Origin of the sequence: Mesorhizobium sp. M0058 (genome assembly GCF_040323095.1) — a bacterium.
Lineage (GTDB): Bacteria > Pseudomonadota > Alphaproteobacteria > Rhizobiales > Rhizobiaceae > Mesorhizobium.
Window position 1 is genome coordinate 55917 of the sequence record NZ_JAMYUQ010000016.1, and the last position, 14475, is coordinate 70391.

Sequence of the window (14475 nt, forward strand, 5' to 3'; positions counted from 1 at the left end):
GCAGTAGCGTAGAGGTACCAGCCTAAGCTCGACCTCTTCCCACACCATGATCAGACAACGATGCCACCGTCTTCAGCGCGCCATCGAGCATGTCGCCTTTCTCGTCTTTCAGCGCAGCTTCGCGCAACCGCCTGATCCAGTCGGCAGCGTCATCGCGGCTCCTGACCAGATCGAGCGCCGACAGCACGCGATCGAATTTGGACTGGGCGCGGAGGTGGGTGTCGCTGTAGCCCTTGATCAGCCGGCGGCAGTTCAAGATTTCGACGGCGAGCGCGTAGTCCTGAGGCGCGTGGCTGAGCGCCAGCGCAAACCAGCGCTCCAGATGCGCCGTCTCGACCTTGTGGCGCAACAGGCGCCGCCGCCAGCGGCGCAGGCCGCCAATCAACCAGAGGACCGCAAAGCCGGCAAAGCTGTCGGTGCGGATGCGCCGGCCGCGATTGATGCGCCGGTCGAGAAAGCCGGCAAGTTTCGGCCGGTTCTCGATGTAGCTGCCAAACCCCGCCGGCAAGGTGCCGCAGAACTCCTCGATGCGCGGATGGAAATATTCGGTCACTTGCAGGATGGAGCCGTCCTTGACGCCCACCTCCTTGCGCACCCGCCGGTCACGCGTCGAACGTGTCTTGAGATCGGCGACGCGGATCATGTCGTCGTAGCACAGCGCGTTGGCCAGATGCTTGGCGGCAGCGATGGACAATGCATGGGCATGTTCAGCGCTATCCAGCGCGACCGCCTGGTCGAGCCGGTCGAGATACTCGCCGCCATAGGAGATGTCCTGGTAGTCGACGACCTTTCTCAGGCCCCGGAGCGCCATGTCGCGCACCGCCGCGGGCATCAGGTCGATGCGGGCGGCCAGCGCCTGCCAACCCTGCAGCAGGTTCGGCGGACCGCTCACGCGCCCTGAACCCGGAGCGGGGACGACCGTGGCCGGTTCTGCCGGCTGTGGCGCGGGGGCCGTCGTACCGCGCGCGCGGTCGTAGGCGACGGCGAAGGCAGCAAGGCTGGCTTTCGCACCCCGGCCGCCGGCGCCGATCGCTTGCTCATAGCTTTCACGCGTGAACGGCAATGCGTCGGAGCCGGCCAGCGCGCCAAGCAGACTGGCCGAGATCATTGAGCCATTGTCCGCGGCGATCTTTTCCATGTCGAAGGCGATGAAGCGTTTCGATGCAGCTTCCGCCGTCGCGCGTACCTTGGAAGACGAGGCCCGGCCGTCACCCGGCTCGATCTTTTCCGACACCGCGGCGATACGGTGCGAGGAGGTGATCAGCGTGGTGCGATCGGGCGTGACGAAGCCCCTGATGATGGCGCGGCCGGCTTCCATCAGCTCGGCGGCGATCAATATGTCGACATCGCCTTGCGAAGGCGAAAGGGCAAAGACCGGCAGCCGGCCGGTGTCGCGGGCCATCTCGACGTAATAGATCGTAGCGCCGGTGCGCTGGGCGACGCCGGCGACCGAGGTCGATTGCGCGACATAGGAATTGCGCTCGGCGACATCGGTGATCCAGTCGGCGAGCACGCCGCCGCCCTGGCCGCCGACCGCGAGCAAAGCGAGTTTGATCACCGGCTCGGTATCGGCGGCATCGGATTTCGGGCGCAAGGGCGAAGCCTGGTCAAGCATCGGCGAACGTCAACCTGCGGCTTTCACGGCGCCGCTGCAGCAGGCCGATCACGGCGCGGCGCGTGCCTTCCAGAAAACGATCCCAGCGGCGGGGATTGTGCACGACATCGGCGCGGTAGAAGGAAGGGCACAGCACCGCTGCATCCGCCACTTCACCGCAATTGCCGCAGCCGACGCAGCTCTGGTCGATCGATGCCACCGGATCGTCGCGCAACGGATCGTCGAGCGACTTTACCGACAGCGACGGGCAGCCGGACAGCCGCATACAGGCATGGTCGCCGGTGCAGATATCCTCATCGACGCCGAACTTCGGCTTGACGACGCGAGTCCCATCCTTGATCGCCTTGTCGACCAGCGGCTTTTCGCGGCGCTGGCGATTGAGCATGCATTCAGACGAGGCAACGATGACCTTGGGACCCTTTTCGTCCGTCGTCAGCGCCTCACGTAACGTGTCCTGCATCTTGGTGATGTCATAGGTGCGGTCGACATGGCGCAGCCATTTGACGCCCATGCCCTTCACCGCCTCGGTGATCGGATGCTTGGTCGACTTGGTCTTGTTGCCCGCACGCGACGACAGGATGTCCTGCCCACCGGTGGCGGCGGAGTAAAAATTGTCGACGATGACGATGACGCCGTCGTTCTTGTTGAAGACCGCGTTGCCGATCGAGGAGGTCAGGCCATTGTGCCAGAAGCCGCCATCGCCGACGAAAGAGATCGACCGCCGTTTGGCGTCGGGCGAATTGAACGCCGATGCCGATGCCGGCCCCAGCCCGTAGCCCATGGTGGTGGCGCCGAGCTCGAAAGGCGGCATGATCGAGAACAAATGGCAGCCGATGTCGGATGCGATGTGGTGGTTCCCGAGTTCCTGCTCGACCAGCTTTGTCGCGGCAAAAATCGGCCGCTCCGGGCAACCGATGCAGAAGCCTGGCGGACGTCCCGGCACGACGTTGATCAGGTCCGCGGCGTCAACGCCGTCGCCGACCTTGTTGGGCGCGCGCACCTCACCCGGCAAGAGATGCGGGGCCTCGGCGCGCAGGAAGGCGCCGATGCCGTCCAGCATGACCTGGCCGGTATATTCGCCGGCCATCGGCAGATACTCCTTGCCGACCAGCCTGGTGCCGCGCCCGGCCTTGTGCAGCATGGCGGCAAAGGCCTGCTCGATGTAGTTGGGCTGGCCCTCCTCGACCACGAGCACCGCCTGCTTGCCTTCGCAGAAGGTGAGGAACTCGTCATCGATCAGGGGATAGACGGCGTTGAGAACGTAGAGCGGCACATCCGTCTCGCCATAGGTGTCGGCAAGGCCGAGCCGCTGCAAGGCGCGGATGACCGAATTGTACATGCCGCCCTGCATGACGATGCCGACCGAGCCATGGTCCGAACCGAAGAATTCGTTGATCTTGTTCTTGGCGATGAACTCCACCGCCGCCGGCCAGCGCTTCTGCACCTTCTCCTTCTCGTGCAGGAAGGAGGCGGGCGGCAACACGATGCGGCCGGTGTCGCGGCGCGGCGCGTCGAGCGCATCGGCCACCGTCATCGGCGGGCGCTTGTTGTCCTTGGCGATGAAATGGCCATGCACATGGCAGCAGCGGATGCGCACCTGCAGCATCACCGGCGTGTTGGATGCCTCGGACAGCTCGAAACCATCCTCCACCGCCTTGACGATCGACGGCAAATTGGGGCGCGGGTCGAGTAGCCAGACCTGGCTCTTCATGGCGAAGGCATGGCTGCGCTCCTGCATGATCGAGGAGCCTTCGCCATAGTCTTCGCCGACGATGATCAGCGCGCCGCCGGTGACGCCGCCGGAGGCGAGGTTGGCCAGTGCGTCGGACGCGACATTGGTGCCGACGGTCGACTTGAAGGTCGCCGCACCGCGAATGGGGTAATGCACCGAGGCCGCCAGCATGGCGGTGGCGGTGGCTTCCGAGGCGCTCGCCTCGAAATGCACCCCGAGTTCGCCCAGAATCTCCTGTGCGTCGGCCAGCACGTCCATCAGATGGCTGATCGGCGCGCCCTGGTATCCGCCGACATAGCCGACGCCGCATTGCAGCAGCGCCTTGGTGATGGCGAGAATGCCTTCGCCCGCAAACTCCTCGCCGGCGCCGAGCCGGAGCTTTTCGACTTCCTTGGCAAAAGACCGTTCGGCCATTTTTCCAACCTTCCGTTGCCGGCGGTGCGGCCGGCGCCTGCGTCTAGATGTCGTGCTTGCGAATGTTCTTCAGCATCTTCTGCAATGTGGCGATCAGAGCCGCGTATTCGGCGTCGTCGACACCGTTGAACATCGCCTCGAACGCATCATGCATGGCCGGCCAGGCGCGGGTGAACTCGGCGCGGCCGTCATCGGTCAGGAACACATGGCGGATGCGGCTGTCGGTAACGCCCTGCTCGCGCCGCACGAAACCTTGCCCTTCCAGCGTGTCGAGCGTGCGGCTCAATGTCGACTGCTCGATGACGGTGTAGACCGAGAGGTCGTTGACGGTGACGCCGTCGGTGACCGACAGCACGGCCAGCGTGCGGACCTGCGGAATGGTCAGGCCCTGCTTGCGGAAATCGTCGCGCAAGGTGGCGTTGTAGCGCCCCATGATGCGGTTCATCAGATAGGGCGCGAATTGCTGCAGGCCGATCTGGCCAAGCGTCGAAATGCGCTGGCGCTTTTCCGGAACCTTCTGCTCCATCAAAGCCTCCCCGCCAGCAGAAAGCCGGAACCGCCACCGAGGCCCGCGCCCGGATGGGTGGACGCGCCGATGTGATAGAGGTTTTTGATGCCGGTCTGATGGTTGCGGCTGGTCTTGAACGGCCGCCACAGGAACGACTGGTCGATGGTCGAAGACCCGCCATAGGGGTCGCCGCCGACCAGATTGATATTCATCGCTTCGAGATCGGCCGGCGAATAGGCGCGCCGCGCAATCACGCTGTCCTTGAAACCATCGATGTGGTTGGCCAGGATGGCTTCGGCACGATCAGCATAGGCTTCGCGCAACGCCTCGGTCCATTGCCCGTCGGTGGGTGCCTGGAGCGTGCCGGCAGCATCGCCCTTGATGTGACGGGGCGCCTCGGGCAGTTGCAGCCACAGGATCGCCTTGCCCTCCGGGCAGCGCGACGGATCGAGCGCATGCGGCTGGCCGACGCAGATGGTCGGCACTTCGGGCAGCATGCCGCGCGCCGCCTCGTTGCAGGCTTTCGAGACGCCATCGAGCCCCGGCGTCAGGTGCAACAATGCCACCTGGTCCAGGCCTTCGCCGCGCCATGCCGGCGGCTTGTTCAGCGCATAGTGGATCTGGAAATTGCCTTTGCCGTAGCGGTATTTCTGTGTCGCCTCGACATCGGCTTCGGGAGCTTCGCTGCCGACCAGCCGGCCGTAAAGCTGCGTCGGCGTGACCGAACAGATGACGCTCTTGTTGGCAGTGATCGTTTCGCCCGAGGCGAGCCGTACGCCGGTCGCGCGGCCACCGCTCTGGACGATCGAGGCGACATCGGCGGCGGTGCGGATGTCGCCACCACGTTCCCTTATCAGAGCTTCGAAGGCGGTGAGCAGGGTCTTCGCTCCACCCTTGACGATCGGCGCCCCGGCCGCTTCCAGCGCGAAGGCAATGACCTTGGCGATCTGCCCTGAGAAGGCGTCTTCCGGTCCGAGCCCGGCGTGCAGCACCCAGGGCGCCCACAGCGCGCGGATTGTCTCGGACCGATAGGTGCTTTCCAGCCAACTGCGCGCCGGCACCAGTGCTTCACCGAGAAAGGCGGCAAGCCCGCGCGGGCTTCGCCGCCAGGCGTCGCCCGCCAGCAGTTTGGCCGTCGGATAGGACCACAGGCTGCCGCCAAGCAGGCCGAACAACAGGCCGGCATTGCGCTCGATGCCGCTGACATCGCCGGCATGCCGGTCGCCATCGCCATTCATGATCGCATTGATTGCAGCGACATTGGCGGCGCGGTTGGTGGTGAGCACTGCATGACTGCCGTCCGGCCGCAGCACGCCGGTTGGCGTGCCGGTGTGACAGAACTCCAACCCGTGCCTGGCGAGATCGCCGCCCAATGCCGCAAAGGCCGGGGAGGTGACGAACAGCACGAAGGTCGTCGCCATTACATCATGGATGAAGCCGGGTGCAGTAATCTCCTCGGTGCGCATGCAACCGCCGATGCGGTCGTTGCGCTCGAGGACGAGCACACGCGCCCCTTTGCCGCCCAGCATCGCCGCGCAGACCAGCGCGTTGATGCCGCTGCCAACGATGATGTGATCCGGCTGGCTCACCCTGGCGTGCTTTCACCTAGCCGTTGGATACAAGCGCCAGCGCGCGAATAGGGCTGCCGGTGCCATGTTCGATCTTGAGCGGTGCGGCGATCAGGATGGCGCCCTTCGGAGGCAACTGGTCGAGATTGCAGAGGCTGGCGAGGCCATAGCGGTTGGCCTTGTGCATCAGCGTGTGGGCCGGAAATGGCGGCTCCATGCCGCCGGCCTTGCCGGCATCGGTACCGATGGTCTCGGAGCCCCAGCCCTTGATATCCTTGCTGATCAGGAACTGGATGGCTTCGGCTGTGGGACCTGGCGTATGCGGGCCGGTTTCGTTGGCGTTGAGGAATTCGGCTTCCGAACCGTTGCGTTTGTACCAGTCGGTGCGCATCACCACCCACTCGCCGGCGTTGATGGCGCCATGCTTGGCTTCCCACGCCTTGATGTGGTCGACGGTGAGCAGGAAATCGTGATCGGCGGCGGCTTCCTTCGAGCAGTCGATGACATTGACCGGGCCGACGAAGTTCTGCGCCGGAATGGTGTCGGTGGCGCCGTCCGGATAATCCTTGCCGCTGATCCAATGCTGCGGCGCATCGAAATGCGTGCCCGAATGCTCCCCAAGCTTCAGCCAGTTCCATGCCCACCACGGGCCGTTCTTGTCATAACGGGAGATGTTATGGATCTCGACCTTTGGCGTGTCGACGGCAAGCTCCGGCGGCAGCTTGATAAGAGGCGTGTCGGGTCCGAGTTGCGCAGAGAGGTCGACCACCCTGATGGCGCCTGAAAGCAGCTGGCCGGCGACTTCGCCGAGGAGTTTTTGCGTGTCCATGGTCTGAAGTTCCCTCTTTATGGTGAAGATCAAGGCTCGTCTCGGCCCTTAATATCCTACTAGACGAAAACATATGCATCTGCAATTATCTTTAAGCATAAAGGAAATGGGAACGGGGCGTGAGCGAGTTTGACGCCATATTCGTCGGGGCGGGCCACAACAGTCTGGCATGCGCCGCGCATCTCGCGCTCAAAGGCTGGAAAACCGGGATTTTCGAGCGCAGCGCAGCAATCGGTGGCGCCGTCCAGACCCACGAATACACGCTTCCCGGCTTCCGGCACGATTTCGGTGCAATGAATCTGAGCCTGTTCGCCGGGTCCGCCTTCCACCGGAAATATGCAAATGAATTGAAAGCACAGGGTCTTGAGTTCGCGCCGGTCGCCGACTGTTTTGCCAGCGCCTTCCCGGACGGACGCTGGTTCGGCGTCAGCAACGATCTGGAAAAAACCACCGCCCGCATGGCCGCTTTCTCCGCCGCCGATGCCGCGACCTGGCGTAGACTGGTCGCCGCCTTTCCGGGTGAAGCCGAGCACCTGTTCCGGCTGCTGGGATCGCCGATGAGTGCGCGTGCGCTTGCCGGCACCGCCTGGAACCTGTGGCGCAAGAAGGGCATGTCAGGCGCGCTCGATACCGGCCGGCTTTTGCTGTCGTCACCTCGCGCCTGGCTGGAGGAGACCTTCGAGTCGCCTTATGTGCGGGCAACGCTTGCCACCTGGGGCATGCATCTCGATTTCGCACCCGACATCGCCGGCGGCGCCGTGTTCCCCTATCTGGAATCGATCGCCAACCAGAGCTTTGGCATGGTGCTAGGCAAGGGCGGCGCCGACACGATCATCCGGGCGCTGGCAGGTATGGTCACCTCGGCGGGCGGCACGATCGTCACCGGGGCGGAAGTTGCCGAGATCACCGTTGCCGGCGGCAAGGCATCGGGCGTGCGACTCGCTTCAGGTGAGACACATACGGCCACCAAGGCAGTGATTGCCGGCGTCGCGCCCAGGGCGCTGACCGGCAAGTTGCTGCCCAACGGTTCCGGCGACGCCGGCTTCGACACGGCGATGCAGAAATTCCGGCACGCGCCGGGCACGATGATGATCCATCTGGCGCTCGACGACCTGCCCGATTGGCGCGCCGGCGCGGAGCTTCGGCAGTTCGCTTATGTGCATCTGTCGCCGTCGCTCGACGCGATGTCGCGCACCTATCAGCAGGCGATGGCGGGCATGCTGCCGGACGAACCGGTGCTGGTCGTCGGCCAGCCGACCGCGATCGATCCGTCGCGCGCGCCTCAGGGCAAGCATGTGCTGTGGGTGCAGGTGCGCATGCTGCCTGCCGAAATCCTGGGCGATGCGGCAGGCAGGATCGCGCCCGCGCATTGGGATCAGGTCAAGGATGCCTACGCCGAGCGCGTGCTCGACATCATCGAGATATACGCACCCGGACTGCGCCCGAAAATCCTCGGCCGTGCAGTGTTCTCGCCAATCGACCTCGAGCGTGAGAACCCCAATCTCGTCGGTGGCGACCAGGTCTGCGGCAGCCACCATCTGGCACAGAATTTCCTGTTCCGCCCGGCGCGCGGTTATGCCGGCTGGAACACGCCGGTCGGCAATCTGCATCTCATAGGCGCCGCGACATGGCCCGGCGCCGGCACCGGCGCGGCCTCCGGCTTCATGCTCGCGCAACAGCTTGGCGGGAGGTAGCTCGCAAGATTTCATGAAGGCGACGAGAGGCAAGGCGCTGCTGCCCACGAAGCCCGGATCGATAAACTGATAGTGCCGCGCAAAGACAACAAAACCAACAAGGGGAACGACCATGACAATCAACAGACGAGAATTGCTGGGATACAGTGCCGCGGCACTTGGGGTGGCGGCGATCGGCCTGCCTGAGATCGCCAAGGCGGCAGCGGGCGAGCTGACCATCGCCTATAACGTCAACCTGCCGTCCTGGGATCCGACCACCGGACCCTCGGCCGTCAACCCGACGATCCAGGGCCTCTACCAGTCAGTGTTCGACCAGTTCATTCCGCAAAAGCCGGACCTGTCCTTTGCGCCTGGCCTGCTCACCGAATGGGGCTGGAACGAGGATCGCACCAAGGTGACGATGACGGTGCGCGAAGGCGTGACCTGGCATGACGGCTCGCCCTTCACGCCCGAGGACGTGGTCTGGTCGCTGCAGCGGGCGGGCGACGAAAAGACCGGCAATCCGATCCAGTTCGTCTGGAAGAACGTCAACAATTTCAAGATCGACGGCAACAAGATCACCGGCGACGTCGTGCAGTTCGATCCGGTCTACTTTAAATGGATGTCGTTCCTGACCGGCTACATCCTGCCGAAGGCCTATTATGAGAAGGTCGGCGCCGAAGGTTTCGAGAAGGCGCCGATCGGCACCGGCCCTTACATGGTGGAAAAATTCGAGCGAAATGCTTTCCTCCGACTGAAGGCCAACCCGCACTATTGGGGCGACAAGCCGGCCTTCGAGAATGTGACGATCAAGTTCGTCACTGATGCGGCGAGCCGCGTTGCCGAAATCGAATCCGGTTCCTCGCAGGTGACGCTGGAGGTCCCCTATGAAGAGTATGACCGGCTGATCGCCAAGGACGGGCTTGCCGGCTCGTGCAAGCCCGTTTCCGACATCGGCATGATCTTCTTCAACGACATCGAAGCGATGCTGGACAAGAACGTCCGCCAGGCCGCCGTCATGGCTGTGGACAAGGAGCTTCTGGTCAAGCGGCTGCTGCGCGGCTATGGCCAACCGATCGCTACGCTGGAGACCCCGGAGTACACGGCCTTCGACGCCTCGATCAAGGTCGAGCACAATCCGGAAAAGGCCAAGGAGCTGCTCGCGGCTTCCGGCTATTCGCCGGAAAAACCGGTCAAGTTCACCATCCAGACGACCAAGGGCTTCAAGCCCAAGGATTATGAGATGATCCAGGCGATCGTCGGCATGTGGCGTAAGGTCGGCATCGAGGCGACGATCGAGGTCTACGAGATCGCCAAGCACTATGAACTGCGCGCCGCCGACAAGCTGGCGCCGGCCGCCTTCTACAATTGGGGCAACGCCATCGGCGACCCGACGACGTCGACGGGTTTTGCCATGTATGGGCCGAGCCCGCACTCGGTGTGGGACAGCCAGGATCTGATCGACATGATCAATCCGCTCTGGGGCGAGAAGGACGAGGCCAAGCGCATCGCCGGCTGGAAGGCTGTCGACAAGTATATCGCCGAGCAGGCCTATGTGCTGCCGCTGATTCAGTATGCGCAACCTATCGTGCATGCCAAGGGCGTCAACGTGGTGCAGCATGTGTCCGGCGCGCTGCTGCCGGCGCTGATGACCCCGGCCTGATATCGGCTTGTGGGCGCCACCCTTCGCTGAGCGGCCCCCTCATCCGGCCCTTCGGGCCACCTTCTCCCCGCTGGGGAGAAGAGACCAGCTCAGCTGTCCGTGACCTCTTCTCCCCTCGGGGAGAAGGTGGCCGCGAAGCGGACGAATGAGGGGGCTCTTCGTTAGAAACGCACTGGGCCAACACCAGAATGCTCCTGCAACGATTCCTGATCCGTCTGCTGACGATGCTGATCACGCTGTTCGGCGTGGCTGTCGTCGTCTTCGTCGTGATCCGCGTCGCGCCTGGTGACCCGATCGCCATGATGCTGCCCCCCGGTGCGACAGATGCCGACATCGACCGGCTGCGTGCACTCTACGGGCTCGACAAGACCATCGTGCAGCAATTCTTCATCTGGCTGTCCGGCGTCGTCAGGGGCGATTTCGGCACCTCGATTTCGCTCAGGCAAGATGTGCTCAGCCTCGTCTTCAACCGCTTGCCGGCAACGCTGGAACTCGCCATCGTCGCGCTGATCATGGCGGTTGGGCTCGGCGGCACGACGGCGATCCTCGGCGCCCGCGAACGTGGCACGGCGGTCGAAGCCGGCATCGATATCGCCAGCGGTGCCGCCCTTTCCATTCCCGATTTCCTGTGGGGCCTCGTGCTGATCCTTTTGTTTGGCGTGCTGGTGCCGATCTTCGACATTTCCGGCCGCGTATCGCCGCAGCTCGACCTGCCCTTCGTCACCCAGTTCTATTTCTTCGAGAGCTTGCTTCGGCTGCGCCTCGACCTGACCTGGGATCTCCTGAAGCACATGCTGATGCCGGCTGTGGCGCTGGCGCTGCCGCTGGCCGCAATCATCGCGCAGTTGCTGAAACAGTCGCTGAAGGAAGTGCTGGACCTCGACTATGTCGTGCTGGCGCGGGTGAAGGGGTTTTCGGAAACGCAGGTTATCTTACGCGAGGCGCTGAAGAACGCTGCCTTGCCGACACTGACTCTCGTCGGCGTCCAGTTCACCTTCCTCATCGGCGGCACGGTCATCGTCGAGCGGCTGTTTTCCTACGAAGGGCTCGGTAACATGGCGATCGATGCCGTCATCAACCGCGACCTGCCGCTGATCCAAGGCATCGTGCTGGTGTTCGCGCTGCTGTTCGTGCTGATCAATCTTGGCGTCGACATGATGTACGCGCTGCTCAATCCGAGGCTGCGCCATGGATGAGGCACGCATCGCCCGGCGCGGACTGGGCCCGAGGCTGTGGCTGGCCGGCGGCTGGCTGCTGCTGGCGCTGCTGGCCGCGATCTTCGCGCCGCTGGTCGCACCGCAGGACCCGCTGGCGCAAGACCTGATGCTGGAACGGCTGCCGCCATTCTGGATGAGTGGTGCGGAATCCGGCTATTGGCTGGGCACCGACAGCCTCGGCCGCGATCTCCTCTCCCGGCTGATCTTCGGCGGCCGTATCGCCTTCATCGTCGCTTTCGCGGCGGCGATCGCCGCCTGCCTTGTCGGCTCGACGCTCGGACTGGTCGCCGGCTATTTTGGCGGCTGGGCCGACCGCATCATTTCACGCATCGTCGACGTCTGGATGGCATTCCCGCCGGTGCTGTTCGCCATCCTGCTGGTCGCGGTGCTCGGCACCGGCCTCAGTTCCGTCATCCTCGCCATCGTCATAATCGACTGGACGCGCTTTTGCCGGGTGATCCGCGCCGAAGCGATGGGCCAGTCGCGCATGGACTATGTCGAGAACGCCCGCATCGCCGGCTATGGCCGCATCGGCATCATGCTGCGCGAGGTGCTGCCCAATGTGGTGCCGTCGATCGTGGCACTGCTGTCGCTGGAGATGGGCATCGCCGTCATCGTCGAGGCCATCCTGTCCTTCGTCAATCTGTCGATCTCGACCGACGATCCGACCTGGGGCGGCATCATCGCCGAGGGCCGGCTGTCGATCCATCAGGCCTGGTGGGTGCTGGTGTTTCCGCTTGTCACGCTGATCCTCACCGTGCTGTCGTTCAGCCAGTTCGGTGAGGCGCTGAAGACACGCTTCGATCCGGTGCTGCGATGAGCGCTTGCCTGGATATTGCCAATCTGAGCGCCGTGCTGCCGAACGGCCAGCGCGTGCTGCGGTCGGTGTCGCTCTCCGTGCAGCCGGGTGAGGTGCGTGCCCTTGTTGGCGAGAGCGGCGCCGGCAAGACGATGATCGGCAAGGCGGTGCTCGGTGTGCTGCCGTCAAGCGTGCGCATCGTCGAAGGCGCCATGCAGCTCGAAGGCGAAGACCTCGGCAGGCTGCAGCCCAAGGCAAGGCGCACGCTGATCGGCGCTCGCACGGCGCTGATCCCGCAAGATCCGTTGACTGCGCTCAACCCGTCGCGCCGCATCGGTCCGCAGATGACTGACCGGCTGGTGCGCATTCTCGGCTGGAACGGTGACAAGGCGGACAAGCGTATCCGGCAATTGTTGGATGAGGTGCAGATCCGCGATCCCGACCGGGTGCTGAAATGCTATCCGCACGAGCTGTCCGGCGGCATGCGCCAGCGTGTGCTGATCGCCGCCGCCTTCGCCGCCGAGCCACGGCTGATCGTTGCCGACGAGCCAACAACCGCGCTCGACGTGACCGTGCAAAAGCAGATCCTGCGCCTGATCGCCGAGTTGCAACGCGAGCATGGCACCGCGATCCTGTTCGTCACCCACGATCTCGGCGTCGTTGCAAAGATCAGCCAGCAAGTGTCTGTGCTCTACGCCGGCAAGGTGGTGGAAGAGGCTGATACAGCCGCTCTCTTCGCCGCGCCTGAGCATCCCTATACGCGGGCATTGATAGCCGCCACGCCACGCTACACCCATCCCTTGGCCTCGCTGAAGCCGGTGGACGAGACCGTGCTGGCCGGGCTTGCCGCCGAGATCGGCGCGGCAGACCAGGCGTGGAGGCGGCCGCATGGTTGAGCCGCTGTTTTCCGTGCGCGGGCTGAAGGTGGCGCTGCCCGAAATGACCCGCAAGCCGCTGATCGGCCGCGCGCCGCTGGCCGAGATTTTGAAAGGCCTGGACTTCGATCTGCCGAGAGGTTCGGTGACCGGCATCGTCGGTGAATCCGGGTCCGGAAAATCGACGCTCGGCCGCACGCTTGTCAGACTTCTGGAGCCGAGCGTCGGCAGCATCCATTTCGAGGGCCGCGATATCGCCCATCTGCCGGATGCGGAGCTGCGACCTCTGCGCCGCGACCTGCAGATGATCTTCCAGGACCCGATGTCGTCGCTCAACCCGCGTCGCACCATCGCCGGCATCATTGCCGCGCCGCTCAAGCAGAATGGGCTTGGCGACAGGCTTAGGGAACGCGTCGCCGAGGCATTGCATCGCGTCGGCCTGCCGCAAAGCTTCGCTAGTCGCTATCGTCATGAACTGTCGGGCGGGCAGCGCCAGCGCGTCGGAATTGCGCGCGCGTTGGCGCTTTCGCCGAAATTCGTGCTGGCCGACGAGATCGTCTCCGGCCTCGACGTATCGACGCAGGCGCAGATCCTCACCCTTTTGGAGAGACTGGCCGCGGAGATGGGGCTGACGGTCGCCTTCATCAGCCACGACCTGTCGGTCATCCGGCGGCTCTGCCAACAGGTGATCGTCATGCGCGAGGGCAGGATCGTCGAGGCGAGCGCCACCGATGCGCTGTTCGACAATCCCAGGGAGACCTACACGCGCGACCTGCTTGCCGCCATTCCGCTGCCCGAGATCGATGCGGACTGGCTGCGGCCAGCGGCGAAAGCGCCGGAATAGGATTGTTCATCTGCACGCCCAACAGCGGGCCTCGGACGTGCAGAAGAGCAAAATCAGCCCGCGAACGGAGGGTAACATGAACTATGCAGCCCGCGGCACGATGCTTGCCGCGATCCTGTTCGGCTCGATGGGAGCGGCCTCGGCCGATTCGATCCCCGGCATGCGCGGCGACGACCACACCGGCATAACGGTTCCCGACATGAAGCAGGCGGTCGACTTCTTCACTGAGGTCGTCGGTTGCAAGAAGGCGATGTCGTTCGGGCCCTTTGCCGACGACAAGGGCACCTTCATGCAGGATCTTCTGGGCGTCGATCCGAAGGCTGTCATCGAGCAGGTCACCATGGTGCGTTGCGGCTATGGATCGAACATCGAGCTGTTCAAATACACCGCGCCTGACCAGAAGGATTTGACGCCGAAGAACAGCGATATCGGCGGCTTCCACATTGCCATGTATGTCGATGATGTCGCCGCGGCGAAAGCCTATCTCGACGGCAAGGGGGTGAAGACGCGGATGGGTCCGCTGCCGGTCAAGGAAGGTCCGGCGGCCGGCCAGACCATCCTTTATTTCCAGGCGCCATGGGGACTGCAACTGGAGGCGATCAGCTATCCCGATGGGATGGCCTATGAGAAGGGTGCCGAGACTGTGCTGTGGAGCCCGAAGAACCCGGACAAGTGATTTCCAGAGCGCGCTTGCGGGGCCAGCCCGCAGGCGCGCCACCCGTGTCCAGCAATCGTTCC

At 64.0% G+C, this 14475-nt stretch carries 12 protein-coding genes and 1 pseudogene; 8 read left to right on the forward strand and 5 right to left on the reverse strand.

The genetic code is table 11. From position 1 onward, the window contains the following. Positions 1–22: 22 nt before the first annotated feature. Genes NKJ75_RS25690 through NKJ75_RS25710 form a run of 5 tightly spaced genes read right to left on the reverse strand, consistent with a single transcriptional unit; the run spans position 23 to position 6666 of the window. Positions 23–1615 (reverse strand): indolepyruvate oxidoreductase subunit beta family protein, encoded by a 1593-nt coding sequence (locus NKJ75_RS25690; protein ID WP_352500338.1) that lies wholly within the window; start codon positions 1613–1615, stop codon positions 23–25. Beyond that, the gene (locus NKJ75_RS25695; RefSeq protein ID WP_023834932.1) at positions 1608–3761 is read right to left on the reverse strand and encodes a thiamine pyrophosphate-dependent enzyme; all 2154 of its coding nucleotides are present in this window, start codon (positions 3759–3761) and stop codon (positions 1608–1610) included. Before NKJ75_RS25695 ends, NKJ75_RS25690 begins: the two co-directional genes overlap by 8 nt. A gap of 43 nt (positions 3762–3804) precedes the next feature. Then, complete coding sequence (locus NKJ75_RS25700; protein WP_023834931.1) at positions 3805–4287, reverse strand: MarR family winged helix-turn-helix transcriptional regulator; 483 nt, start codon at positions 4285–4287, stop codon at positions 3805–3807. Then, on the reverse strand, positions 4287–5858 hold the full coding sequence (locus NKJ75_RS25705; protein WP_023834930.1) for a phytoene desaturase family protein: 1572 nt from the start codon (positions 5856–5858) through the stop codon (positions 4287–4289). The genes NKJ75_RS25700 and NKJ75_RS25705 overlap by 1 nt, the downstream gene beginning before the upstream one ends. 16 nt (positions 5859–5874) lie before the next feature. Beyond that, positions 5875–6666, reverse strand: coding sequence for a cyclase family protein (locus tag NKJ75_RS25710; protein WP_023695181.1), 792 nt, complete (start codon positions 6664–6666; stop codon positions 5875–5877). A gap of 119 nt (positions 6667–6785) precedes the next feature. Between NKJ75_RS25710 and NKJ75_RS25715 the strand changes: the two genes are divergently transcribed. From NKJ75_RS25715 to NKJ75_RS25745, 8 genes and pseudogenes are all read left to right on the forward strand, one after another. Continuing rightward, positions 6786–8360, forward strand: a complete 1575-nt coding sequence (locus NKJ75_RS25715) for a phytoene desaturase family protein (protein WP_023834928.1) — start codon at positions 6786–6788, stop codon at positions 8358–8360. Positions 8361–8472: 112 nt separating this feature from the next. Next, complete coding sequence (locus NKJ75_RS25720; protein ID WP_023686913.1) at positions 8473–10002, forward strand: ABC transporter substrate-binding protein; 1530 nt, start codon at positions 8473–8475, stop codon at positions 10000–10002. Between the two features lie 33 nt (positions 10003–10035). Then, positions 10036–10148 (forward strand): annotated as a pseudogene (locus NKJ75_RS32900) (endonuclease domain-containing protein); the annotation flags it as partial. A 42-nt stretch (positions 10149–10190) separates the two neighbouring features. Continuing rightward, the gene (locus NKJ75_RS25725; protein WP_023699867.1) at positions 10191–11198 is read left to right on the forward strand and encodes an ABC transporter permease; all 1008 of its coding nucleotides are present in this window, start codon (positions 10191–10193) and stop codon (positions 11196–11198) included. After that, the gene (locus tag NKJ75_RS25730) at positions 11191–12039 is read left to right on the forward strand and encodes an ABC transporter permease (protein WP_023714925.1); all 849 of its coding nucleotides are present in this window, start codon (positions 11191–11193) and stop codon (positions 12037–12039) included. The genes NKJ75_RS25725 and NKJ75_RS25730 overlap by 8 nt, the downstream gene beginning before the upstream one ends. Next, complete coding sequence (locus NKJ75_RS25735; RefSeq protein ID WP_023695186.1) at positions 12036–12914, forward strand: ABC transporter ATP-binding protein; 879 nt, start codon at positions 12036–12038, stop codon at positions 12912–12914. The genes NKJ75_RS25730 and NKJ75_RS25735 overlap by 4 nt, the downstream gene beginning before the upstream one ends. Then, entirely contained in the window at positions 12907–13737 is an 831-nt protein-coding gene (locus NKJ75_RS25740) for an ATP-binding cassette domain-containing protein (protein WP_023834927.1), read from the forward strand. The genes NKJ75_RS25735 and NKJ75_RS25740 overlap by 8 nt, the downstream gene beginning before the upstream one ends. A gap of 76 nt (positions 13738–13813) precedes the next feature. Beyond that, complete coding sequence (locus NKJ75_RS25745) at positions 13814–14413, forward strand: VOC family protein (RefSeq protein ID WP_023834926.1); 600 nt, start codon at positions 13814–13816, stop codon at positions 14411–14413. Positions 14414–14475 lie beyond the last annotated feature (62 nt).